The 25,543-nt window shown below is 64.8% G+C and carries 19 protein-coding genes and 1 pseudogene; 12 read left to right on the forward strand and 8 right to left on the reverse strand.

Annotation, left to right across the window (positions count from 1 at the left end):
* Position 1: 1 nt before the first annotated feature.
* From ACT6QG_RS03845 to ACT6QG_RS03890, 10 genes and pseudogenes are all read left to right on the forward strand, one after another.
* On the forward strand, positions 2 to 3,742 hold the full coding sequence (locus ACT6QG_RS03845) for a nitrate reductase subunit alpha (protein WP_444976286.1): 3,741 nt from the start codon (positions 2 to 4) through the stop codon (positions 3,740 to 3,742).
* Positions 3,739 to 5,271 (forward strand): nitrate reductase subunit beta, encoded by a 1,533-nt coding sequence (gene narH / locus ACT6QG_RS03850; RefSeq protein WP_444976287.1) that lies wholly within the window; start codon positions 3,739 to 3,741, stop codon positions 5,269 to 5,271. The genes ACT6QG_RS03845 and narH overlap by 4 nt, the downstream gene beginning before the upstream one ends.
* Positions 5,268 to 5,993 carry a nitrate reductase molybdenum cofactor assembly chaperone gene (narJ, locus tag ACT6QG_RS03855; protein WP_444976288.1) on the forward strand — a complete coding sequence of 242 codons (726 nt, stop codon included), beginning with the start codon at positions 5,268 to 5,270 and terminating at the stop codon, positions 5,991 to 5,993. The genes narH and narJ overlap by 4 nt, the downstream gene beginning before the upstream one ends.
* 13 nt (positions 5,994 to 6,006) lie before the next feature.
* Entirely contained in the window at positions 6,007 to 6,783 is a 777-nt protein-coding gene (gene narI, locus ACT6QG_RS03860; RefSeq protein ID WP_444976289.1) for a respiratory nitrate reductase subunit gamma, read from the forward strand.
* 5 nt (positions 6,784 to 6,788) lie between these two features.
* A complete protein-coding gene (locus tag ACT6QG_RS03865; protein ID WP_444976290.1) occupies positions 6,789 to 7,628 on the forward strand; it encodes a peptidylprolyl isomerase in 840 nt (279 codons plus the stop codon).
* Between the two features lie 9 nt (positions 7,629 to 7,637).
* Entirely contained in the window at positions 7,638 to 8,069 is a 432-nt protein-coding gene (locus tag ACT6QG_RS03870) for a hypothetical protein (RefSeq protein WP_444976291.1), read from the forward strand.
* A gap of 21 nt (positions 8,070 to 8,090) precedes the next feature.
* Positions 8,091 to 8,711, forward strand: a pseudogene (locus tag ACT6QG_RS03875) (carbonic anhydrase); the annotation flags it as partial.
* 226 nt (positions 8,712 to 8,937) lie between these two features.
* Positions 8,938 to 9,954 carry a GTP 3',8-cyclase MoaA gene (gene moaA, locus ACT6QG_RS03880; RefSeq protein ID WP_444976292.1) on the forward strand — a complete coding sequence of 339 codons (1,017 nt, stop codon included), beginning with the start codon at positions 8,938 to 8,940 and terminating at the stop codon, positions 9,952 to 9,954.
* Between the two features lie 93 nt (positions 9,955 to 10,047).
* Positions 10,048 to 10,518, forward strand: coding sequence for a hypothetical protein (locus tag ACT6QG_RS03885; protein WP_444976293.1), 471 nt, complete (start codon positions 10,048 to 10,050; stop codon positions 10,516 to 10,518).
* A gap of 71 nt (positions 10,519 to 10,589) precedes the next feature.
* Positions 10,590 to 11,732, forward strand: coding sequence for an NnrS family protein (locus tag ACT6QG_RS03890; protein WP_444976294.1), 1,143 nt, complete (start codon positions 10,590 to 10,592; stop codon positions 11,730 to 11,732).
* 48 nt (positions 11,733 to 11,780) lie between these two features.
* Here the strand turns inward: ACT6QG_RS03890 and rarD are convergent, their stop codons facing one another.
* From rarD to ACT6QG_RS03905, 3 genes are all read right to left on the reverse strand, one after another.
* The gene (gene rarD / locus ACT6QG_RS03895; protein WP_444976295.1) at positions 11,781 to 12,713 is read right to left on the reverse strand and encodes an EamA family transporter RarD; all 933 of its coding nucleotides are present in this window, start codon (positions 12,711 to 12,713) and stop codon (positions 11,781 to 11,783) included.
* Positions 12,714 to 12,924: 211 nt separating this feature from the next.
* Entirely contained in the window at positions 12,925 to 13,818 is an 894-nt protein-coding gene (locus ACT6QG_RS03900) for a hypothetical protein (RefSeq protein WP_444976296.1), read from the reverse strand.
* Between the two features lie 18 nt (positions 13,819 to 13,836).
* Positions 13,837 to 15,621 carry an ArnT family glycosyltransferase gene (locus ACT6QG_RS03905; RefSeq protein WP_444976297.1) on the reverse strand — a complete coding sequence of 595 codons (1,785 nt, stop codon included), beginning with the start codon at positions 15,619 to 15,621 and terminating at the stop codon, positions 13,837 to 13,839.
* Between the two features lie 278 nt (positions 15,622 to 15,899).
* Between ACT6QG_RS03905 and ACT6QG_RS03910 the strand changes: the two genes are divergently transcribed.
* Positions 15,900 to 16,733: an acid phosphatase gene (locus ACT6QG_RS03910; RefSeq protein ID WP_444976298.1), complete on the forward strand. Its 834-nt coding sequence runs from the start codon at positions 15,900 to 15,902 to the stop codon at positions 16,731 to 16,733.
* A 75-nt stretch (positions 16,734 to 16,808) separates the two neighbouring features.
* On the opposite strand, the gene ACT6QG_RS03915 is transcribed toward ACT6QG_RS03910, so the two are convergent.
* A complete protein-coding gene (locus ACT6QG_RS03915; protein ID WP_444976299.1) occupies positions 16,809 to 17,507 on the reverse strand; it encodes a pirin family protein in 699 nt (232 codons plus the stop codon).
* A 119-nt stretch (positions 17,508 to 17,626) separates the two neighbouring features.
* On the opposite strand from ACT6QG_RS03915, the gene ACT6QG_RS03920 reads away from it, so the two are divergent.
* Positions 17,627 to 18,583, forward strand: a complete 957-nt coding sequence (locus ACT6QG_RS03920) for a LysR family transcriptional regulator (protein ID WP_444976300.1) — start codon at positions 17,627 to 17,629, stop codon at positions 18,581 to 18,583.
* Between the two features lie 2 nt (positions 18,584 to 18,585).
* Here ACT6QG_RS03920 and ACT6QG_RS03925 read toward each other — a convergent pair whose 3' ends face one another.
* From ACT6QG_RS03925 to ACT6QG_RS03940, 4 genes are all read right to left on the reverse strand, one after another.
* Entirely contained in the window at positions 18,586 to 19,752 is a 1,167-nt protein-coding gene (locus ACT6QG_RS03925; protein WP_444976301.1) for a PA0069 family radical SAM protein, read from the reverse strand.
* Between the two features lie 108 nt (positions 19,753 to 19,860).
* Positions 19,861 to 23,313: a pyruvate carboxylase gene (gene pyc / locus ACT6QG_RS03930; RefSeq protein ID WP_444976302.1), complete on the reverse strand. Its 3,453-nt coding sequence runs from the start codon at positions 23,311 to 23,313 to the stop codon at positions 19,861 to 19,863.
* Between the two features lie 68 nt (positions 23,314 to 23,381).
* Positions 23,382 to 23,825: a D-aminoacyl-tRNA deacylase gene (gene dtd / locus ACT6QG_RS03935; protein ID WP_444976303.1), complete on the reverse strand. Its 444-nt coding sequence runs from the start codon at positions 23,823 to 23,825 to the stop codon at positions 23,382 to 23,384.
* A gap of 126 nt (positions 23,826 to 23,951) precedes the next feature.
* Positions 23,952 to 25,259 (reverse strand): MFS transporter, encoded by a 1,308-nt coding sequence (locus ACT6QG_RS03940; RefSeq protein WP_444976304.1) that lies wholly within the window; start codon positions 25,257 to 25,259, stop codon positions 23,952 to 23,954.
* Between the last annotated feature and the right edge of the window lie 284 nt (positions 25,260 to 25,543).

The raw sequence follows: 25,543 nt of genomic DNA on the forward strand, positions 1-25,543 counted from the left end.
CATGTCCCATTTCCTTGACAGGCTCACCTTTTTCCGGCGGGAAACGGAAACCTTCTCGAACGGGCACGGCATTGTCACCCATGAGGACCGCTCATGGGAGGATGCCTACAGAAAGCGCTGGCAGCACGACAAGATCGTGCGCTCCACCCATGGGGTGAACTGCACCGGCTCATGTTCCTGGAAGATCTATGTGAAGGGCGGCATCGTCACCTGGGAAACCCAGCAGACGGACTATCCCCGCACACGGCCGGATCTGCCCAACCATGAGCCGCGCGGCTGCGCCCGTGGCGCATCCTACAGCTGGTATCTCTATTCCGGCGCGCGGGTGAAATATCCCATGGTGCGCGGGCGGCTGCTGAAGCTGTGGCGCGAGGCGCGCCGGCATCTCACCCCGGTGGCGGCCTGGGCCTCCATCGTGGAGGATGCAGGCAAGCGCGCCTCCTACACCTCCATCCGCGGCCATGGCGGGCTGGTGCGGGCGGACTGGGACGAGGTGAATGAACTCATCGCCGCGGCCAATGCCTACACCATCCGCAACCATGGGCCGGACCGCATCGCCGGCTTCTCGCCCATTCCGGCCATGTCGATGGTCTCCTATGCTTCCGGCGCGCGCTATCTCTCGCTGCTCGGCGGGGTGTGCCTGTCCTTCTATGACTGGTATTGCGACCTGCCCCCCGCCTCGCCCCAGACATGGGGGGAGCAGACCGACGTGCCGGAAAGCGCGGACTGGTACAATGCCGGCTTCCTGATGGTGTGGGGCTCCAACGTGCCCCAGACCCGCACGCCGGACGCCCATTTCTACACCGAGGTGCGCTACAAGGGCACCAAGAGCGCCGTGGTGAGCCCGGATTATGCCGAGGCCACCAAGTTCGCCGATATCTGGCTGAACCCCAAGCAGGGCACGGATGCCGCGCTGGCACTCGCGCTCGGCCATGTGATGCTGCGCGAATATCATCTGGACCGCACCGTCCCCTATTTCGATGATTATCTGCGCCGCTATTCGGACATGCCCTATCTGGTGCGCCTGGAGGAGCGCGATGGCGCATGGCTGCCCGAGCGGATGCTGCGCGCCAGCGACCTGCCCGGCGCGCTGGGCGAAACCAACAATCCCGAATGGAAGACGGTGGCGTTCGACGAGAGCGGTGATCTCGTCGCGCCCATCGGCTCCATCGGCCATCGCTGGGGCGAGCAGGCCAAGTGGAACCTTGAGGAGAAGGACGGCTCCGGCCGCGCCATCCGCCTGCGCCTGACGCTGGATGGCAAGGGCGACGAGATGGCCTCTGTCGCCTTCCCCTATTTCGGCCAGCGCGCCACCGAGCATTTCGTGGCCACCGCCCATGATGAGGTGCTGTGCCGCAATGTGCCGGTGCGCCTCATTCAGGGGGCGAATGGCGAGGTGATCCGCGTCGCCACCGTCTATGACCTGATGATGGCCAATTACGGCCTCGATCGCGGCTTTGGCGGCGGCAATGTCGCGCGCTCCTATGATGAGGACCTGCCCTTCACCCCGGCCTGGGCCGAGCGCATCACCGGCGTGAAGCGCGACGCCATCATCACGGTTGCACGCGAATTCGCCACCAATGCGGAAAAGACCAATGGCCGCTCGATGATCATCATCGGCGCGGGCATGAACCACTGGTACAATATGGACATGAACTACCGGGGGGTGATCAACCTTCTGGTGTTCTGCGGCTGTGTCGGCCAGTCGGGCGGGGGGTGGTCGCACTATGTGGGGCAGGAGAAGCTGCGCCCGCAGACCGGCTGGACACCTCTGGCCTTCGGCCTCGACTGGAGCCGCCCGCCGCGGCATCAGAATGCGACCTCCTTCTGGTACGCCCACACCGACCAGTGGCGCTATGAGACACTGACGGCGAACGAGCTGCTGTCTCCCACCGCGCCGAAGGGCGAGTGGAACCACAGCTTCATCGACTACAATGTCCGCGCCGAGCGCATGGGCTGGCTGCCGTCCGCCCCGCAGCTCAAGCAGAACCCGCTCACCATTTCCGCCAGGGCAAAGGCCGCCGGGCTGGAGGTGAAGGACTATGTGGCCTCCGCGCTGAAGAGCGGCGAGCTGAACCTGTCCTGCGAAGACCCGGATGACCCGGACAACTGGCCGCGCAACCTGTTTGTGTGGCGCTCCAACCTGCTGGGGTCTTCCGGCAAGGGCCACGAATATTTCCTCAAGCACCTGCTGGGCACGCAGAACGGCGTGATGGGCAAGGATCTTGGCGCGGAAGGCGCTGTGCGCAACAGCGAGGTGAAGTGGCACGAGAAGGCGCCGCAGGGCAAGCTGGACCTGCTGGTGACACTGGACTTCCGCATGTCCACCACCTGCGTCTATTCGGACATCATTCTTCCCACCGCCACATGGTATGAGAAGAACGATCTGAATACTTCAGACATGCACCCCTTCATCCATCCGCTCTCCGCGGCGGTGGACCCGGCATGGGAATCGCGTTCGGACTGGGAGATCTACAAAGGCCTTGCCCGTGTCTTCTCGCAGATCGCGCCGGAAGTGCTGGGCGTGGAGGAGGACACGGTCCTCACCCCCATCCAGCATGACAGCGCCGGCGAACTCGCCCAGCCCTTCGATGTGCAGGACTGGAAGAGCGGCGATATCGACCCCATCCCCGGCAAGACCATGCCGCAGGTGAGCGTGGTGACGCGCGATTATCCCGCCCTTCACGCCCGCTTCACCGCGCTTGGCCCGCTGATGGAGAATGTGGGCAATGGCGGCAAGGGCATTGGCTGGAAAACCGGCCATGAAGTGGATGCGCTGCGCGAGCTGAACGGGGTGCACCGTTCCGGCCCGGCCAAAGGCCAGCCGAAGATCGAGACCGACATCGACGCGGCCGAGGTCATTCTCATGCTCGCGCCCGAAACCAATGGCGAGGTGGCGGTGAAGGCGTGGGAGGCGCTGGAGAAGTTCACCGGGCGCGACCATGCCCATCTGGCGCTGCCGAAAGAGGATGAGAAGATCCGCTTCCGCGATGTGCAGGCCCAGCCGCGCAAGATCATCTCCTCGCCCACATGGTCCGGCATCGAGAGCGAGAAGGTCTGCTACAATGCCGGCTACACCAATGTGCATGAGCTGATCCCCTGGCGCACGCTCACCGGCCGCCAGCAGCTCTATCAGGACCATTTGTGGATGCGCGCCTTCGGCGAGGCTTTCGTCACCTGGAAGCCACCGGTGGACCTGAAGACCATTGCCGGCGTGCGCGGCAAGAAGCCCAACGGCAATACCGAGATTGCCCTCAACTTCCTGACTCCGCACCAGAAATGGGGCATCCACTCGACCTATACCGACAATCTCCTGATGCTGACGCTCAACCGTGGCGGCCCGGTGGTGTGGATCTCCGAGGATGACGCCAGGAAGGCCGGCATCGTCGATAATGACTGGGTGGAGGTGTTCAACTCCAATGGCGCGCTGACAGCCCGCGCGGTCGTCTCCCAGCGCGTGATGAACGGCATGATGATGATGTATCACGCCCAGGAGAAGATCATTAACACCCCCGGCTCCGAAATGACCGGGAACCGCGGCGGCATCCATAACTCGGTGACCCGCACGGTGCTCAAGCCCACCCACATGATCGGGGGCTATGCACAACTTGCCTACGGCTTCAACTACTACGGAACCGTGGGCGCAAACCGCGATGAATACATCATTCTCCGCAAGATGAACAAGGTGGACTGGCTGGAAGAGCCCCTTTCCGCAGCCCCTGCACGGGAGTTGGCCGAATGAAGATCCGCGCCCAGATCGCAATGGTGCTGAACCTCGACAAGTGCATCGGGTGTCACACCTGCTCCGTTACCTGCAAGAATGTGTGGACCAGCCGGCAAGGCGTGGAATACGCATGGTTCAACAATGTGGAGACGAAGCCCGGCATTGGCTACCCGCGCGAGTGGGAAAACCAGAAGAAGTGGAATGGCGGCTGGCGCCGCAAGAGGAACGGGAAGATCGAGCCGAAGATCGGCGCGAAGTGGCGGATTCTTGCCAATATATTCGCCAATCCGGACCTGCCGGAAATCGACGACTATTATGAGCCCTTCACCTTCGATTACGAGCATCTGCACAATGCGAAGGAATCGCAGGCTTTCCCCACCGCCCGCCCGCGCTCCCTCGTTTCGGGCGAGCGGATCGAGAAGATCGAATGGGGGCCGAACTGGGAGGAAATCCTCGGCGGCGAGTTCGACAAGCGCCGGAAGGACATCAATTTCGAGGGTGTGCAGGCCGATATCTATGGCCAGTTCGAAAACACCTTCATGATGTATCTGCCGCGCCTGTGCGAGCATTGCCTCAACCCGGCCTGCGCGGCCTCCTGCCCTTCCGGCGCCATCTACAAGCGCGAGGAAGACGGCATCGTCCTGATCGATCAGGAGAAGTGCCGGGGCTGGCGCATGTGCGTTTCCGGCTGCCCGTACAAGAAGATCTATTACAACTGGTCTTCGGGGAAGTCGGAGAAGTGCATCTTCTGCTATCCGCGCATCGAGGCCGGCCAGCCCACCGTCTGTTCGGAAACCTGCGTGGGGCGCATCCGTTATCTTGGCGTGCTGCTGTATGATGCCGACCGCATCGAGGAAGCCGCCAGCGTGCCGGACGAGAAGGACCTCTACCAGGCCCAGCTCGACCTGTTCCTCGATCCGAACGATCCGGCCGTGATCGCGCAGGCGCGCGCCGATGGCGTGCCGGAAGCGTGGCTGGAAGCGGCGCGCATCTCGCCCATCTGGAAAATGGCGATGGACTGGAAGGTCGCCTTCCCGCTCCATCCTGAATACCGCACCCTGCCCATGGTGTGGTATGTGCCGCCGCTCTCGCCCATCCAGTCCGCCGCGGAAGCCGGAAAGATGGGGCTGGATGACGGCATGCCGGATGTGCGCTCCCTGCGTATCCCCATGAAGTATCTCGCCAATCTTCTCACGGCCGGCAATGAGGAGCCGGTGGCCCTGGCGCTGGAGCGCATGCTGGCCATGCGTGCCTATATGCGCGCCAAGACCGTGGACGGACGCATTGACGAGAGTATTGCCTCCCGTGTCGGCCTCACCGGCCATGACATTGATGACATGTACCAGATGATGGCGATCGCCAATTACGAGGATCGCTTCGTCATCCCCACCGCGCATCGCGAATGGGGCGATGATGCCTTCGACATGCGCGGCTCCTGCGGCTTCTCCTTCGGCAATGGCTGCTCGGGTGGAGAGACCGAACTCAACCTGTTCGGCAGTCCTTCCCGACCCAATCTGAAGGTGCGCACACCGATGGAGGTGGAATGATGGGCAACGCAACCCGGACTTCAGGGCATGGCCTCACCCTGCGCGTGCTGTCGCAGCTCCTCACCTATCCGCGCGGGGAGCTGGTGGAAGCCATGCCCGAACTGGCCGGAATCCTGACACGGGACAGGGCGCTGGATGACGCCATGCGCGCCAGCCTCTCCCCGTTGCTGGAACGGCTCGGGCAGGATGATCTCTATGCCGTGCAGGAAACCTATGTGGCCCTGTTCGACCGCACCCGCCGCCTCTCCCTGCACCTGTTCGAGCATGTGCACGGGGAAAGCCGCGATCGCGGACAGGCGATGGTGGATCTGGCCGGGCTCTATGAGAAGGGCGGGCTTTTCGTGGCATCCAATGAGCTGCCCGATTATCTGCCCCTGTTTCTGGAGTTCCTCTCCACCCGCCCATGGGATGAGGCACACGACCTGCTGAAGGATGTCTCCCACATTCTGGAGCAGATCGAGCAGCGCCTTGTGGAGCATCATTCTGATTATGCAGCCATTTTCACGGTGCTGCGGAGGCTGGCCGGTGAAACGGCCAGCGTCCCGCTGGTGAATGCCGGCACCGTGCAGGCCCCCGCGCCCGATTTCGAGGCGCTGGACAAGGAATGGGAGGAAACGGTGGTCACCTTCGGCCCCGGCGATGCCATGGATGGCTGCTCCGTCGACCGTTTCCGCACCCAGCTGCGCGCCGCGCGCCGCGACGTGCGCCAATCCGCCACCTGAGGGAGACAAGGCCATGTCCGGTTTCACCATGTCCGGCCTCACAGCCTATGAGGCCATCAATGACGCCCTGTTCGGCTGGTATCCCTACCTTGCCCTCACGGTGTTCTTTCTCGGCTCGCTGATGCGGTTCGACCGCGAGCAATATACCTGGAAAACAGGCTCCTCGCAGCTTTTGCGCCGCCGGCAGCTGCGCTGGGGCTCCAACATGTTCCATATCGGCATACTGGTCATCTTCATCGGCCATGCCGGTGGCCTGCTGACCCCCATCTGGGTGTTCGAGATGCTCGACATCGAACCCAGCACCAAGCAGGCCATGGCGGTGACGATCGGCGGCATTGCCGGCGTCATCTGCTTCATCGGCATCTCGATGCTGGCGCACCGGCGCCTGTTCGATCCGCGCATCCGCGCCAATTCCAGCTTCGGCGACACGGCCATCCTGCTCATCCTGTGGGTGCAGCTCACCCTGGGCCTCTCCACCATCTTCATCTCGCTCCAGCATATGGACGGGCATGAGATGGAGAAGTTCATGTTCTGGGCACAGGGCATCATCACCCTGCATCCCGAGGCGGCCTCCTACATTCTGGATGTGAACCCGCTGTTCAAGGTCCATATCCTGCTGGGGCTCTCCATCCTGCTGGTCTTCCCCTTCACCCGCCTCGTGCATGTGTGGAGCGCGCCGGTCTGGTATCTGGGCCGCAGGGGCTATCAGGTGGTGCGGGCGCGCAAGCCCGGCCCGGTGGCCAAGCCCGTGGCGCGCAATATCCGCTCCTTCAATCCTCCGGCGGAGTGACGGCCATGGTGGAAATCGTCCGCAAGGTCGAAGCCTCGCCCAGGGCGCGCAAGATGGGGCCGGTTTCGGTGAATGGCGTGGCCATCTCCCGCGCGGATATTGCGCGGGAGATCCAGAACCATGCCGCGCCAAACCCGACAGCGGCCTGGGAGTCCGCCGCCCGCGCGCTGGTGGTGCGCGAGCTGCTGCTCAGGCAGGCGGCCTTTCTGGGCCTTGAGGCCGAGCCGCAGACCGATGCCGACGGCCTGAGGGAAACGGATGAGGAAGCCCTCATCCGCACCCTGCTGGAGCATGAGGTGAAGGTGCCCACCGCAGACCGCGACACCTGCCTGCGCTACTATGAGCGCAATGCGCGCCTCTTCCGCACCGATGACCTCCATGAGGTCTCCCACATCCTCCTGCCGGCCCCGCAGGAGGATGAAAGCGCCCGGCAGGCCGCGCGTGAACTGGCGCAGGCCCTGCTGACCCGGCTTGAGAACGGCGCGGTTTTTGAAGACCTCGCCCGGAGCCACTCCGTCTGTCCCTCGCGGGAGCTGGGCGGCAGCCTTGGCCAGATCGGCCCGGGCCAGACGGTGCCGGAATTCGAGGCTGCCCTCTGCGGCATCACCCCCGGCACGGTGCACCCACAGCCCGTGGAAACACGCTATGGCGTGCATCTTGTGCGCGTGGCCCATCGCATCGAGGGGCGCGCGCTGCCGTTCGAGGCGGTGGAGGCCGAAATTGCCAGCCGGCTGGAAGAGCATGCCTGGCATATCGCCGTACGCCAGTATCTCTCCCTGCTCGCCGGGCAGGCGGAGATCTCCGGCATCGATCTGGACGGGGCATCAAGCCCGCTCGTGCAATAGGAGGCCCCCATGCTGCTCGGCACATTGCTGCGCCAGTTGCAGGATGAGCGCATCGCGAACGACCTGCTGTTTGCCCTTGGGGATGTGACCCTGGCCGCGCGGGTGGAACAGGCCGCGGGCGTGATGGATGAAAATGTGGGTGAATATGCCGCCGGCGCCTGTGCCCGCTTCAGCGATGGTGCGGATGACGAGGCGTGGCTGGCCCTGATGACAGCCATCGAGCGCAGCACGGACCCTGCCGCCACCTGCCTGCGCACCATGCTGGAATGGTCCATGGCGCGTGATGCCGAGGATGCCGCCCTCATCGCCTCCGGCGTGGATGAGGAGGAGCGGCTCGACCAGGGCGGCTGTTCCGGTGGCCATGGCGGGTGCGGCTGCGGCAGCGGGGGGAGCGGCGGCCACCATCATCACCACCACCATCATGGCCACGAACCGGGCTGAGCCTGAAAGGGGAGAGCGGACATGGGACAGGCCAGCCGGGACCCGAGCGATCTCGTCCTGCATGAACTGTTCGATCGGAACCTGAAATGGGCGCGGCACAAGACGGAGGAAGACCCCACCTTCTTCAGCCGTCTGGCCGTGCAGCAGGCCCCCACCTATCTGTGGGTGGGCTGCTCCGACAGCCGCGTGCCCGCCAATGACGTGGTGGGGCTGGACCCCGGCGAGCTGTTCGTGCATCGCAACATCGCCAATGTCATCCATTCCAGTGATCTGAACATGCTGTCCGTGCTGGAATATGCGGTCGACGTCATCGGTGTGCGGCACATCATGGTGTGCGGCCATTATGGCTGCGGCGGCGTGCGCCGGGCCATGGAGGATGCGGATGATGCCAGTGGCGGCGGGGGGCTGGTGGACCATTGGCTCGCCCCCATCGTGGACCTGTATGTGCGCCACCGCGCGGAGATCGACCGCCACGCCGCCCCCGAAGCGCGGCTGGACCGTCTGTGCGAGCTGAATGTGGAATTGCAGATGCGCCGGCTGGCCGCCACGCCGGTGCTGAAGACAGCATGGTCACGCGGGACGGATATCACCGTTCATGGCTGGATCTATGGCATTGGCGACGGGCTTTTGCGCAATCTCGGCACCACCATTTCCTCCGCCGAGGATCTGGCCGCCCTCCCCCCTCTCGATGCCCTGCTCTCAGCCCCCAGCGAACCGATGACCGCCGCGCGCCTGCATGCCATCGCGGCCTTCCTGGAACTGGATATGGCAGACGTCTCCGCCATATCCCATCTGTGTCCCCATGAGCATCGGGAAGGCGAGCGCCATGCCCAGAGTGCCCCGCCAGAACATGCCGAGGAGAGATGACATGAGCGCTGCCGCCCCTTCCTCATGCGCCATGATGGATCTGTTCGGCCGCCGTATCACCTATGTGCGGCTCTCGGTGACAGACCGGTGTGACCTGCGCTGTGTCTATTGCATGTCGGATGACATGAGTTTCCTGCCGCGCGATCAGGTGCTCTCCATCGAGGAGCTGGACCGGCTGGCATCCGCCTTTGTCGCTCTGGGCGTGCGCAAGCTGCGCCTGACCGGGGGCGAGCCGCTGGTGCGCAAGGGGATCATGGACCTGTTTGCCGGCCTCTCCCGGCATCTGGCCAGCGGCCAGCTGCGCGAACTCACCCTCACCACCAATGGCACCCAGCTCGCCCGCCATGCCGAAGAGCTGGCGCGCCACGGGGTGAGACGGGTGAATGTCTCGCTCGACACACTGGATGCGGACCGCTTCCGCGCCCTCACCCGGCGCGGCACGCTGGCGGTGGTGATGGATGGCATCCGCGCCGCGCTGGATGCCGGGCTGAAGGTGAAGATCAATGCCGTCGCCCTCGCCGGCACGACAGACAGGGAGGTCTTCGACCTGATCGATTTCACCCACTCCAGAGGCATGGACCTGACCTTCATCGAGACCATGCCACTGGGGGATGTGGGTGTCGACCGCATCGACCAGTATCTGCCGCTGGACCGGCTCCGCGCGCAGATCGAAACCCGCCTCACCCTTCTGGATACGCCGGAGCAGACCGGCGGCCCGGCGCGATATGCAAGGGTGGAGGAAACCGGCGGACGGATCGGCTTCATCACGCCCATGACCCATAATTTCTGCGAAAGCTGCAACCGCGTGCGGGTGAGCGCCACCGGCATTCTGCACAGCTGCCTGGGGCAGGAAGAGGCGCACGACCTGAAAACCCCGCTGCGCGCCTCGCCTTCGGATGAGCTTCTGCATGCGGCCATTCGCACCGCCATCCGCGCCAAGCCGAAGGGCCATGATTTCGTGATCACCCGCAATGGCGGCCCGGCCCTCTCCCGGCACATGTCGGCACTGGGCGGGTGAGACAAGGGGGAACATGCCTTCTGCCCGCCTTTGCGGATATGATCCCGGCAGGGCTCATCCGGCCCGCATCATGACCCTGAGCAGGAACAGACCATGGATGATGTGACCCTCGCGCGCGCGCTGCATGTGCTCTCCATCGTGCACTGGATTGGCGGGGTTTCCTTTGTCACCCTCATCATCCTGCCGCTGGCGCGACGGCGGGCGGGCCTTGCGGGGCCGGAATTCTTCGAGGCGGTGGAGCACCGCTTCGCGGCGCAGGTGCGCTTTTCCATTCCCCTGGCCGGCCTCACCGGGTTCTGGATGACATGGCGGCTGGACCTGTGGGCCCGGTTTCATGACCCGGCCTTCTGGTGGATGAGCGCCATGCTCATTTTGTGGGTGATGTTCATGATGGCGGTGTTCGTGGTGGAGCCCTTGCTGAAACACCGCCTTGAAGCCGCGGCCCGCGCCGCGCCCGAGGCCTCGCTCCGTCGGGCCGCCCATCTGCACCTGATCCTGCTGACACTGGCCGCCATCACCATTCTGGGCGCGACAGCCGGTGCGCACGGATTGTTTCTGTTTTGACCGGGGCCGCTTCGGCGCGCCTGAAGGATAGGACCATGGGAACCGCACAGGCCCAAAGAAACCATACTGGCATGGCGCTGCTCCGCGGCGGTTTCCGGCCCTTCTTTCTGGGGGGCGGGCTGTTTGCACTGGTGGCCATCGCCATCTGGCCAGCGCTCTATGAGGGCAGGCTGGATCTGCCGACCGCCTTCACGCCGCTGGTCTGGCATGGGCATGAAATGCTGTTCGGCTTCGGGGCGGCCGTGGTCGCCGGCTTTCTGCTGACCGCCATTCCCAACTGGACCGGCCGCCTGCCCGTGACCGGTCCGGCGCTGGCGGGGCTGGCCCTGCTGTGGCTGGCCGGGCGCGCGGCGGTGCTGTGCTCCGGACAGATCGGCTGGCTTGCGGCGATGGGGGTGGATGTCGCCTTTCTGGTGGTGTTCTGCGCCGTCGTGGCACGTGAGGTTCTGGCCGGGCGCAACTGGCGCAACCTCAAGGTCATCGCGCTGGTGGCGCTGCTGGCCCTGGCCAACCTGTCCTTCCATCTGGAGGCGCATGTGCACGGGATGGCGGAATATTCCACCCGCGCGGCCATGGCCATCACCGTCTTTCTCATTCTGCTCATTGGCGGGCGTGTGGTGCCCAGCTTCACCGGAAACTGGCTGGCCAGGCGTGGAGAAGAACGCCCAACCGCCTTCAACAGGCTGGATGCCGCCCTGCTCATTCTGGCAGCCATCGCCCTGCTCTTCTGGATCGGCGCGCCGGAAGCCCGGTGGAGCGGCGTGATGCTGCTGGCCGGGGGAGCCGGCTGCCTGCTGCGCCTTGCCCGCTGGCGCGGCTGGCGCACGGGAGCGGACCCGCTGGTGCTGGTGCTGCATGTCGCCTTCCTGTTCACCGGGCTCGGCTTTCTGGCGATGGGCGCAGGCGTGCTGTGGCCCGATATTCTGCCACCGACAGCCAGCCTGCATGTCTGGTCCATCGGCAGCATCGGCCTGATGACACTGGCGATGATGACCCGCGCCACTCTGGGCCACAGCGGCCAGCCCCTGAGCGCCTCCCCCGGCACACGGATGGTCTATGTGCTGGTCACCGTGGCCCTGGTGGCGCGGGTGGCGATGGCGCTGTCTCCGCAATGGGCGCTGGAGCTGATGTGGATTGCCGCAGCGACATGGTGCGCGGGCTTTGCCGGCTTCGTGGGCATTTATGGCCCCATGCTCTGCCGGCCGCGCGCATAGATGTGCTGAAGGTGGCCGGGAGGATGCTGGAACATCCCGGCCGGTCCATCATCCCTGCCGTTCGGGCGGGGCGGATTTTGGCAGCGCGGACCCCCGACGCATCCTGAGGATCGACTCCCCCGCCATCAGCGCGATGGCGGCCCAGATGCTGCCATAGGTGAGCCACTGGCTGGGGGCGATGCGCTCGCCCAGAACCAGCGCCACCACGACCAGAAGAGCGGGCTCCACATAGCTGAGCAGGCCGAAAATGCCGAGCTTGAGCTTCTGGCTCGCCGCAATCATCAGCGCCAGCGCCACGGCACTCAGCAGGCCAAGCCCGACCACCAGAATGCCGATGGTGAGAACCTCCCACTCCCGCGCCGCTTCCGGCAGGGGGCCGAGGATGAACCATATGCTCAGCGGCAGGCTCAGCGCCATGTCCAGCCATGCCCCGCCGAGGGTATCTGTCCCCATCTTGCGGCGCAGCACATAATAGACCGGGTAGAGGAAGGCCACCACGAAGGTGGGCCACGAGATGCGCGGCGCGAAGATCAGTTCATTGATGACCCCCACCGCCGCAATGGCGCAGGCGATGAGCTGAATGCGCGAGATCCGCTCGCCGAACACGATCCGCCCGGTCAGCACCAGTGTGAGGGGCAGCAGGAAATAGCCCAGCGAGACATCCAGCGCATAGCCATTCACCGGCGCCCACATGAACAGCCAGAGCTGCACGCCCAGCAGCGCCGAGGACAGGAGAAGGCCGGGCCAAAGGCGCGGATTGCGCAGGATCTTGCGCCACAGCGCCGCCAGATCCGCCCGCCGCCCCGAAAGGAAGATGAAGCCGGCCATGAAAGGCACGGTGAGCAGGATTCGCCAGCCATAGATCTTGTCCGAGCCAAGAGGCGCGAGCTGGGCGGCATAATAATACAGCAGCGCGAACAGCCCGGATGCCACGAGCGAGAAGGCCACGCCTGCTCTTGAGGTGGCGCTGTCGATAGACATCGCAAGACTTCCTGGATGGATGGGGCATGACGGGGGATCAGCAGCCGGCGGTGACGCACGGGCCTGCAAGCCTTCATAGGCCCCTTATCGAAGGGCGGCAATGGTGGCGGGCAGGCCGGCGCCACGGTCCACCCCTCACGCCGCACGCGCCGCCTGTTGTGTGGAGCCAAAGCCACACCGATCCATGCACCAGACGCAGGCGAGCCATGCGTCAGCGCGCATCCACCAGATTTGCGAGCAGCCCTTCGGGATCGTTCTCATAGGCCCGGCGCACGGCCGCAAAAGCCAGCTCCCCCCCATGCCCGGCCCCGCCCGCATGGAGCCAGCTGTCCACCATCAGATAATGGTCGCTGAGGCCATGGAGCGGATCCGGCACCCGCATGGGGCGGATCAGCGCGCTGCATGCCGCCCGGTCCAGATGGCGATACAGCACGCTCCAGTTCTGCCCGCCGGTATCGAGCCCCAGCGGCGTGTCGGTTCCGAAATCCAGCGGCAGATGGCCTACCTTCTCGAAATTGAACACGCAATAGCCGGGCCACAGATACCAGGCATCACCCTCCGAGCGCACCATGCCATAGCAGGGACGATCGGCCACAAGAGCGCGCAGGTCCACCCGCTCCAGCGGCACCAGATCATGGTCGAGCAGGGCAAAGACGCGCGGGGCCACCGGGCGGACGAGATTATGGAAAATCCAGTTCAGCGCCACGGCATGGGAGCGCGAACCGTTGCGCCCGCCCTTGAAGGGTACAGGAGGCAGGTCGCAATAGGCAATGAAGGGCGGGCCCTGATGCGCCGCACAGATGGCGGCATTGCGCACCCTTGCTTCCGGATCACTGGAATTGTCGCACACCACCAGCGGCATGTCGGGCGTGAAGCGGCCCATCGCCGCGATCAGCAGCGAGATGGCCTCCGGCATGTTGAAGGCCACCGTGAAGGCCAGTCCCTCACGGTGCTGGCGCAGGCGCTGCACCAGTTCCTCCTGCCCCGGCGCCTTCCGGTCACGATAGATCCGGTCCACCACCACATTGCGGGCGCGCCTGAGGCGGTGGGCCAGAGGCACGCCTGTCAGCCATTCGGAAACGGCATAATGGTTGAGTTGACGCATGGCAGGATGAAACCGCGCTCAGGGCCGGCTGCCCGGGGCAGCGGCCCCGGACGGCTCTTGCACGGGCGCTTCGGGAGAAGGCATCCGGGCGGCAGGCTCTTCAGGGGCGGATGCTTCCGGTGTCACCTCCCCAGACGCCCCCTCTTCAGACTGCCCCTCCCGGGATGGAGCCCCTTCAGGAGATGCCGTCGCCGCAGATGGCTCCGGGGAGCCCGCCGGTGCGGTGGAGGGGGCCTGCGCCGCGCTGTCCTGCCCCTTCAGGGCATAGAGATGCGCCTCACCCCGGCCATCCCCGCGCGGATAGCGCCCGAGCAGCTCGAAATTCTGCGGAAAGTCTTTCAGGGCGCGGGCCATCACCCCCTGCACCGTGCCCTCGCGGGCATCGGATGGCAGGTCCGTGACGATGAAGGCAGGGCCGATCTGCGTCAGGCCGGCCATCAGGTCAGGCGCATCGGGATACAGCACCGCGCCTTCCGCCGGCCCGCGTCCGGCAATGGCCAGAACCGTGCTGCCGGGCAGGACGAAGGAGCGAATCATCTGATCCTGCTGCGCCATGGCGGCCACCAGCGCCGCCTCGCCGCGCGTATCGGAAACCACCAGCACCGAGAATGAGCCGCTGCGAGCCGCCAGCATGGCCTCCGCCGCCTCATCCATGGCGTTGCCGGGCTTGTTCACCGGCTCCAGAATGGCGGGCATGCCCACCAGCAGCAGCACCAGAGCCACGAGCAGGCCGATAATGGTGGGCCAGCCCGAAACCACGAGACCTGCAAGCCGCATCAGGCCATAGGCCGCCAGCATCACCACGGGCGCAAGCAGCGGCAGCAGCGAGACCGGCTCGATCTCCAGCGGAATGAGGCACAGCACAATGGCCCCGGCAATGGCGAGCGCGGCCACGCTCACCATGATCTCCGCCCCCGGCTTGCGCCGCGCCCCTTCAAGGGCGGCAAAGACGATGCCGGCCAGCGCAAGCACCAGCAGGATGATGCTGGTGCCGGCCACCAGACCCTGGCCATAGGCCTGCGCGGCATGGACGATGAAGGAGGAGCCGAAGGGCGCCGGCAGGGCCGCCAGCACCATCGGGAAGGTGCCGATGGTCCACGGCCCGGCCAGAATGAGGATGATAAGATAGGCCAGCCACAGACGGGCCCGCAGCAGCAGATGGAAGCGGCCGCACAGCACCACCGCGACCAGCGGCAGCAGAAGCAGCAGCACCGCCGTGCCCTTGGTGAGAATGGCCGCGCTGGCCAGCAGCGCGAAAGGCACGGCCCCGCGCGCGCCATCACTGGCCAGAAAACGGGAAAAGGCCAGCGCCGCCCACAGGGCGAACAGCGCCATCGGCAGATCAAGCCCCACCACGATGGTGGCCTCGCGCATCAGCGCCAGCGCCAGCAGCGTCACGCTCACCGCGCCACCGGGCAGCGGCCCCAGAACCCGGCCCGTGGCCCAGCCTGCACTGACCATGAGGAAGGCGGCCAGCACCGCCGGCAGAAGCAGGATCGCGGAAGTGGACGGCCCCAGAGCCGAGACCCAGAGCCCTTCCAGCACATAGAAGAGCGGCGGCCAGACCCCGAGGACAACCGCGGGGAAATGCAGCGCATAATCGGAAACGAAGGCCAGCGGCGCCGGCATTCCCCTGGCGAAATACTCCGCCATCATCAGGCCGCTCACCACATGGCCGGCCTCGCTGGTCCGCGTTGCGGCAAATTCCGCCACATAGGCGCCCGAGGCCCGCTGAAGCGCGATGATGATGGAGGTCATCAATGCGCCCAGGATGAGGAAGGCCAATACCCGCAGCGATTTCATGCCAGTCCCGGTTTCATGTTCCTGCTGCACCTGAAGGGGCCTCCACCTCGATGATACTGCTCCGGCACGCAATTTGGTGATGCATGCCCTGTCGTTCCCGCGTGATTTTCCACGCACGACGACAGACTTCTAGAAGAGGAGTGGTTCAACGTCCATGCCCGCCTGTGCAGGCCGTGATCCATGTTGCCACTTTCCATGCCCGCTGCAAGCCGGATACACTCTCCTGAGCCGGCCATATGGTGATGATCGCCCCGTCTTGCATGGAAGAAGCCGAAAAAATGCCTCGCACCTCCCACCCGCTCAGCCGGCGCATGAGCGCGGCGCTTCTCGCCATCGGCCTTGCAGCTTTCATCCCGGCCCGCTCCGGGGCAGAGGAGACGGAGACGGCCAAGCCTGAGGGCTATCTGAAGAAGCATGAGCTGCCGGACAGCCTGAGCCTGCTGCCCCCGCCGCCCCGGCCCGACACCCCGGCCTTCGCGGAGAATGACGAGATGCACCGCCGCGCCGCCCGCCTGCGGCATACCCCGCGCTGGGAACTTGCCCAGCAGGATGCCGACCTGCGCGAGGGCGGGGCCATCACGGCATTTTCCTGCGCGCTTGGCGTACAGATCGATGCACAGCAGACCCCCCGGCTGCATATGCTGCTGATGCGGGCCATGCGGGATACCTCCCGCTCCACCCGTGCGGCCAAGACGCATTATGCCTTCACCCGCCCGTTTGTGGCGCGGGGCGAGACCAGCTGCACGCCCCACAAGGAGGACTCATTGCGCAGCAATGGCTCCTATCCCTCCGCCCATGCGGCGCGCGGATGGACGCTGGCGCTGCTGCTCTCGGAGCTTGCGCCCGAGCGGGCCAATGCCCTGATGGCGCGCGGCGCGAGTTATGGCGAGAGCCGGATGATCTGCAATGTCCACTGGTACAGCGACATCCAGCAGGCGCGGGTGATGAGCCACGCGACACTGGCGCGCCTGCATGGCCGGGCGGATTTCATGCAGGACATGGAAGCTGCCCGTGCCGAGCTGGCTGCGGCTCGCGCCGCCGGCCATGCCCCCAGGCAGGATTGTGCCGCTCAGGCGAAAGCCCTGCAGGACAGCCTCACCGGCACGAACTAGCCCCATCCTCAGGCCCGGAGAGACAATGCGGATGGAGGCCGGATCCGGCCTCTGCTTGACCCCTGTCCCTTCCCCTCAGGCGGCATCCACCAGAACGAGCTCGCTGTCGGCAAGGGCCGTGACGCGGAAGCACTCCACCGCGCTGATGGCGATGCCATCGCGGGCATGGGCGCGCACGCCATCCACCTCGATCTCTCCGGTGGCGGGGACGAGATAGCCGAAGCGGTTCGCCCCGAGCGTATATTCAACCGATTCACCGGCCTTCAGGGTTGCGCCCAGCACGCGCGCATCGGTGCGGATGGGCAGGGCCTCGCTGTCTTCCCGGAAACCGGAGGCCAGAGGCACGAACCGCCCACCCCGCTCACCCTTCGGGAAGGGCTTGGTGCCCCAGGCCGGCTCCTCACCATTGCGGGTGGGGATGATCCAGATCTGGAACAGGCGGGTGGGCATCTCCTCCCGGTTATATTCGGCATGCACGATGCCGGTGCCGGCAGACATCACCTGCACATCTCCAGCCACGGTGCGGCCCTTGTTGCCCAGGCTGTCCTCATGGCTGATCGCGCCTTCGCGGACATAGGTGATGATTTCCATGTCGCGGTGGGGGTGCGGCGGAAAGCCGGTCTTGGGGGCGATCCAGTCATCATTCCACACCCGCAGATTGCCCCAGTGCATGCGCGCCGGGTCGTGATAGTTCGCGAAGCTGAAATGGTGTCTTGCATCCAGCCAGCCGTGATTGGCGTGACCCAGGCTGGAAAAGGGGCGCAGTTCAATCATCTCCCGTCTCCCGATATGTCCGGCGCCACCGGGCGCCTGTCTTGAGAGGAAGATGGGGCTTGTATGCCTTCAAGAGAAGCGGGATAAATTCATTCATTTCGTTCAGGAAAGTTGAAAAGATGGATGCGCCCGGCACGCCCAGTTTCGAGCAGCTTCGCATTTTCCTGGCGGTTGTGGAGGCTGGCAGCTTTGCCGGCGCGGCCCGGCGCCTGAACCGGGCGGTTTCCGTCATCAGCTATGGCATCTCGAATCTGGAACTTCAGCTCGGCCTGTCCCTGTTCGAGCGGGAAGGCACCCGCAAGCCCCGCCTCACCGCCGCCGGCCGGGCCGTGCTGGCGGAAGCCCGCACGGTGACACAGGGCATGGATGGCCTGCGCGCGCGGGTGAAGGGTCTTCTGGATGGCATGGAGGCGGAGGTTGATCTGGCCGTGGACGTGATGCTGCCGGCGGAACGGCTGGCACGGGTGCTGCGCGGTTTCGCGCTGGCCTGCCCCACGGTCTCGCTGCGCCTGCATGTGGAGGCGCTGGGTGCGGTGGCCGCCATGGTGCTGGATGGAAAAGCCGCTATCGGCATCTCCGGGCATCTGGCGATTGGCATAGGGGAGCTGGAGCGGGTGGCGGCGGGTTCCGTGGTGATGGCGCCTGTCGCCGCGCCGGACCATCCCTTGAGCCGCATGGCGCAGATCCCCGCGGGCGCAGGACGCAACCATGTGCAGCTGGTGCTGACGGATCGCTCCCGCTTCACCGCCGGGCGGGACTTTTCCGTTCTCAGCCCGCGCACCTGGCGGCTGGCGGATCTGGGTGCGAAACACGCCTTGCTGCGCGAAGGCATAGGCTGGGGCAACATGCCCCTGCCACTGGTGCAGCCGGATCTGGTGGATGGCACATTGTGCCGCCTGCACATGCCCGACCAGCCCGCCGGCGCCTACCGCTTCTTCGGCATCTGGCGGCGCGATACGCCACCCGGCCCGGGCGCGACATGGCTGCTGGAGCAGTTCTGCGCCACCGGGCCGGATGATGCACATGGCACGCTGCCGGATATCGGTGCGGACCCTGCCGGCCCGGCGCCTTTCTGATCTCAGTCGAACAGCGAAAGCTGCTCGCCAACCACCGGCGCACGGTGGAAATGCTCGGTTGTCAGTTTCACGCCGCGCCCGTGCAGGCCCAGGCGGCGGGCCGCCAGCTCGAACCGCCGGCCGATGGTCCAGGCATAGGGGCCGTCCCCGCGCATGCGCTTACCGAAAGTGGGGTCATAGTCCTTGCCCCCATGCATCTGCCGCACCAGCGCCAGCACATGGCGGGCCTTGTCCGGGAAATGGGTCACCAGCCATTCGCGGAACAGGTCTGCCACCTCCAGCGGCAGGCGCAGCGTGACATAGCCGGCCTGACTGGCGCCGGCCGCCTTGGCCGCATCCAGAATACGCTCGATCTCCATGTCGTTCAGGGCCGGAATGAGTGGCGCGGTCAGCACCGTGACAGGAATGCCCGCCTCGCTCAGGGCGCGGATGGTGGACAGGCGGCGCAGCGGGCTCGCCGCGCGCGGCTCCATCAGCCGGGACAGCTTCGGATCCAGCGTGGTCATGGATATGGCCACCTTCACCAGCCCCCGTTCCGCCATGGGGGCCAGAATATCGATATCCCGCGCCACCAGACCGGATTTGGTGACAATCCCCACCGGATGGCCAAACTCGGCCAGAACCTCCAGAAGCCGCCGTGTCACCTCATATTGCCGCTCGATCGGCTGATAGGGATCCGTGCTGGTGCCGAGGGCGATCACCCTGGGCTTGTAGCGCGGGTGGGAAAGTTCCCGGCGCAGCAGGTCCGGTGCATCCGGCTTGACGAACAGGCGGGTCTCGAAATCCAGACCGGCGGAAAGGCCGTGATAGGCGTGGGTGGGCCGCGCATAGCAATAGACACAGCCATGCTCACAGCCGCGATAGGGATTGATGGAGCGGTCGAACCCGATATCGGGCGAGTCATTGCGGGTGATGACCGTGCGGGCACGCTCGGCTGTCACTTCGGTGCGGAAAGGCGGCAGATCCTCAAGGCTCTGCCAGCCATCATCAAAGGCAATGCGCGCGGCAGACTCAAAACGCCCGGTGGCATTGGAAACGGCCCCTCTTCCGCGCCGCCGTCCGGCCTCCACCACCGCATCCGTCATGCCATCCGCACACAGATCCGCCGGCATCAGGCCCGCGGGCTGATGGAGGGAGGGGGTGGGGATATGAGAAGCAATCGGGCTCATGCTTCATGCATAGCATAAAGCATGGAACAAATGAAGAACAATTAACCCTGTTTCGACACGGGCGCCCGGAGCACGCCCGCATCTGCGGGGCTGCTCCGGGCCGCGCCATCACTCAAGGATGATCAACAGATCCTTGGCATCGACATTGTCGCGCACCTTGGCCACGATCTCCTTCACCACACCACCACGCGGGGCGTTCAGTGTGGTTTCCATCTTCATGGCTTCCATGGTCAGAAGGGCATCGCCGGAAGAAACCTTCTGCCCCACCCGTACCGCGATGGAGGAAATCGCACCCGCCATGGGGGCGGCGATATGGTCCGGGTTGCCATCCTCGGCCTTGCGGCGCCCCCCCTTCACGATGCGGGTCTTGTCAGCGATGCGGATGACACGCGGCTGGCCGTTCAGCTCGAAGAACAGCTTCACATAGCCCTCGCCATCCGGCGCGCTGATGGCCTGAAGACGCACGACAAGCGCCTTGCCGGGCTCCAGCTCCACCACGACTTCCTCACCCGGCTGCATGCCATTGAAGAAGGTGGGGGTGGGCAGGGTGGTCACCGGGCCGCCCTCCTCCACCGCGCGGGCAAAGGTGGCGAACACCTTGGGATACATCAGCCATGAGGCGAACTCATTATCGCTCACCTCCCGTCCGGCATCCTGCTCCGCCTGCTTGCGGGCGGCGGCAAGATCCGCCTCGCCCAGCAAAGCGCCGGGGCGCGCGGTGCTCGGGGTTTCCCCCTTCAGGGCCTTCTTCTGCAGGGCCTGCGGCCAGCCACCGGCCGGCTGGCCCAGATCCCCGCGCAGCATCTCCACCACCGAGGCGGGGAAGGCGATGTCGCGGTCCTGGTCCAGCACATCGTCCGGGGTCAGGTTCTGGGCAACCATCATCAGCGCCATGTCGCCCACCACCTTGGAGGAGGGCGTGACCTTGATGATGTCGCCGAACATGTCATTGGCCTGCCGGTAGGCGCGGGCCACCTCATGCCAGCGCGTATCCAGCCCCAGCGAGCGGGCCTGCTCCTTGAGATTGGTGAACTGCCCGCCCGGCATTTCGTGCAGATACACCTCCGATGCGCCCGAACGCAGATCGCTCTCGAATGGCGCATAGAGGGCGCGCACGCCTTCCCAGTAGAAGCTGATCTGGCGGATGGCCTCCGCATCCAGTCCACTGTCGCGCTCCGTATGGCGCAGGGCCTCGACGATGGAGCCGAGACAGGGCTGGGAGGTGGCGCCGGACATGGCGTCGGTGGCCGCGTCAATCGCATCCACCCCGGCCTCGATGGCGGCGATGAGTGTCGCCCCGCCAATGCCGGACGTGTCGTGCATGTGCAGATGGATGGGCAGGTCCGTCACATCACGCAGCGCCTGCACCAGCGCACGGGCGGCCGGGGGACGCAGCAGGCCGGCCATGTCCTTGATGGCGAGCATCTGGCAGCCGGCGGCCTCGAACTCCCGCGCAAGACCGGCATAATAATTGAGCGAATATTTCGCCCGGTTCGGGTCCAGCACATCACCCGTATAGCAGATCGCGCCTTCCGCGATCTTGCCGGCCTCAAGCACCGCATCAATCGCCACCCGGGTATTCTCCACCCAGTTCAGGCAATCGAACACGCGGAACAGGTCGATCCCCGCCTCCGCGGCGCGGGCGATGAAGAAGCGCACCACATTGTCCGGGTAATTGGTGTAGCCCACGCCATTCGCGCCCCGCAGCAGCATTTGCAGCAGAAGGTTGGGCGCGCTCTGGCGGAAGGCGGCGAGGCGCTCCCACGGGTCTTCATTCAGGAAGCGCATGGCCACATCGAAAGTGGCCCCGCCCCAGCATTCCAGGGAAAGAAGCTGCGGCAGACCGGCGGCATAGGAGGCCGCCGCCGGCACCAGATCCTTCGTGCGCATCCGCGTCGCCAGCAATGACTGGTGGGCATCGCGCAAGGTGGTATCGGTGATGAGCACCTGCTTCTGCGCACGCACCCAGCGGGCAAAGCCCTTCGGGCCAAGCTGGTCCAGAAGCTGCTTGGTGCCATCGGCGGGCGCGGCACTGAAATGCGGCGCGACCGGCATGTGCAACGGGGTCGGCACCGCAATGCGGCCCTTCATGTCCGGATGGCCATTGACGGTGACCTGCGCGATGGAGGTCAGCAGCTTGGTTGCCCGGTCCTTGCGCCTGGGCAGGTTGAACAGCTCCGGCGTGTCATCGATGAACCGCGTTGTATAGGTCATCGCATGGAACACGGGGTGGTTCAGCACCGCCTCAAGGAAAGGCAGATTGGTGGTGACGCCGCGAATGCGATATTCGCGCAATGCGCGATCCATGCGTGCAATGGCTTCATCCGGGGTCGGCGCCCAGGCTGTCACCTTCTCCAGCATGGCATCATAGAAGGGCGTGACCACCGCACCCGAATATGCCGTGCCGCCATCCACGCGAATGCCGAAGCCCGCCGCGCCGCGATAGGCGGTGATGCGGCCATAGTCCGGCGCAAAACCGCGCTCGGGATCTTCGGTGGTGATGCGGCATTGCAGGGCATGGCCATCGAGCGTGATGTCGGCCTGCGGGGGAATGCCGGTTTCCGCCAGCACGCCAACATGCCCGCCTTCCGCAATGCGGATCTGCGCCTTCACGATATCGAGCCCGGTCACCACTTCCGTGACGGTGTGCTCCACCTGAATGCGCGGATTGACCTCGATGAAATAGAACTTGCCCGTGTCGGCATCCATCAGGAACTCGACCGTACCGGCTCCCACATAATTGGATGCGCGCGCGATGCGCAGGGCCGCTTCCGCCAGCCCCTCACGGGCGGCATCATCCAGATAGGGTGCGGGCGCGCGCTCCACCACCTTCTGGTGACGGCGCTGGATGGTGCAGTCCCGCTCATAGAGATGCACCAGATTGCCGTGGGTATCCCCCAGCACCTGCACTTCCACATGGCGGGCGCGCTGCACCAGCTTTTCCAGATATACCTCGTCCTTGCCGAAGGCGGCGGCCGCCTCGCGCCGGGCGGTGGCCACGGCATCCAGAAGCTGGCTCTCGGCGGTGATGGGGCGCATGCCGCGCCCACCGCCGCCCCAGCTCGCCTTGAGCATGACCGGATAGCCGATTTCAGCGGCCAGACGGCGCACCTCATCGGGATCATCCGGCAGCGGATCTGTCGCCGGCATCACCGGCACACCAACCGATATGGCCAGTTCACGCGCCGCGACCTTGGAGCCCAGCTGGCGCATGGTTTCCGGCGAGGGGCCAATGAAGATGATACCCGCCTTCGCGCAGGCTTCGGCAAATTCCGGGCTTTCGGAAAGGAAGCCATAGCCGGGGTGAATCGCATCCACCCCCGCCTCAAGGGCGGTTGAGATGATGTCGTCGATATTCAGATAAGCCTGCAACGGCCCCTTGCCGGCCCCGACACGGAAAGCCTGGTCCGCTTTGAAACGATGCAGGGAGAGGCGGTCTTCCTCGGCATAAACAGCAACGGTTTCAATACCCAGCTCTGTTGCGGCACGGAATACGCGGATCGCGATCTCCGAGCGGTTCGCGACAAGCAACCGCCTGATACCATGAGTCTTCTCAGCCACTCTCCAGCCCCATCATCGTTATAATCATTGTGCCCCGCATCTTGTTCGGGTGCAGTGCATCAGGCGGGCTAGCGCAAGCCCGTGTCAAGCCAGATTGTAACGGGACCATCATTTACTAGCGAAACCTGCATATCCGCGCCAAACACGCCATTGGCGAGCGGCACCCCCAGAGAGGCCATCTCGCGCGAGAAATGCTCATAGAGCGCACGTCCCTCCTCCGGTGCAGAAGCGCTTGAAAAACCAGGGCGATTTCCCTTTGTTTCCGCCGCAAGAGTGAACTGGCTGACAACCAGCGCCGCCCCGCCCACATCCAGCAGCGAACGGTTCATGCGCTGGGCTTCATCCCTGAAAATTCGCAAATTTGCAGCTTTGCGCGCCAGCCATTCGGCATCCTTCTGCGTATCGCCCTGCATGGCGCAGACCAGGACAAGAAGCCCCTCCCCGATCTGGCTTTCGACATGACCATTGATGGAAACGGATGCGGATGAAACCCGCTGGACAAGACAACGCATGGCAGTAAAGCCCTCACTCCATGTAACGGGCCGCGCTTATAGCCTTCCGGGCCACGATGGCGAACCGCAGAACCTGTTTGTGTCGCGGCCGGCATATCCATGCCGGCCGCTGATATGTGCGAGCCCTCAAAGGAGCTGCTTGTTCCCGGTCTCAGGCGCCCATGCCAGCGATGCCAGCAGACCCACAAGCGGAAATGCGGACATGATGATGATGGATGCGGATGCGCCCAGCATGTCGAGGGAAGTGGGCAGCAGATACACCGCGCCGGCCGCAGAGATTCTGGAGAAGGCTGCGGAAAAGCCGACACCGGTGGACCGCAGTTCGGTATCGAAGATCTCCGCCGGATACACATACTGGATGTTGTTCGCCCCCGGCGCGATGAACATGTAGACGCCGAACAGGATAACGATCACCCAGAAGGGCGCATCCGGCAGCAGCCCGATGGCCAGCAGGGCCGCGAACATGATGGCGAAGGTCCAGATGACGAAATGGCGGCGGCTGAGCCAGTGCAGCAGCAGCAGGCCGAAGACCGCGCCGAGAATCTGCATCGCGTTCAGCAGCATGTCCACCAGCGTGCCGTCTTCGAACCCCAGCGATTTCATCACCGGGCCGATAAAGGTGAAAATGGCGAAGAACGGCCCCACCTGACAGAACCAGAACAGCCCCGAATACAGATGCTGCATCTTGTTCCGGCCGGTGAACAGCTGGATGACGGACGGACGGCTGCGGTTGAGCGTCACCTCCGGAATGTCATATTCGGGACCGAAATGCCGGTCCACGATGCGCCGCGCCTCGTCCTCCCGCCCGCGCGCCTTCAGCCACATCGGCGTTTCCGGCAGGCCCATCCGCAGGATGAAGGTGATGATGGCCGGAATGGCGCTTGTCGCCAGCAGAAGCCGCCAGTCATCGCCCTTGTAGAGCGCCCCGACAATGAAGGCGACGGTGAACCCGATCTGCCATGCCACCGCGAATGTGCCCAGCAGCACACCGCGCCCCTTGCGCCTTGAGAACTCGGCCAGAACCGAGGTGCCCACGGCATATTCGACACCGATGGCCAGCCCCAGCGCCAGACGCAGGACCACAAGCTGCCAGACATCCTGCACAAAGAGCTGAAGAATGGAAAGAATGACGAAGGACGCCAGGTTCCAGGAGAAAACCGGCCTGCGCCCGTAAGTATCGGCAATGTTTCCGAAGAAGATGCCCCCGATGAACACACCGATCAGCGCGCTGGAGGCAATCAGCCCCTGGCTGAGCGGCGACAGGCTCAGCTCACCGCCCGCAAGCGAAAGCGCCGGCCCCACAATGCCCAGCACATAACCATCCAGCGCCGCCCCCCCAAGAACAGCGGCTGCGGCAAGGATATGAATGGGCTTGAGAGGAGCCTCATCCAGACTGGGGCGCTGCCGTGCGGGCGCACCTGTGTTCGCGTTCATTTCAGGACTCCTGCCCAGATGACAAGCCATGCACATTCAGGGCGGAAGCATCAGGTCAGGCGACAAAGCAAAATAGAACATATGCGTCGCGTGGCGTGCGGAAATGCGTCATCTGAAAATAATACCAGATCAATACTCCATCATTCTGGAATATCTTCAGGATGAATCAGGATCATTACTTCCTGCAACGGGCAAGAGCCGGCATCCCCACCCACGACGTATGGGAAGGCAGATGACAGATACTGCACGATGCAGCCTCACCCCTCCAAGCGGAAACAGGAGGG

It is taken from the genome of Haloleucobacter ellipsoideus (assembly GCF_052491725.1).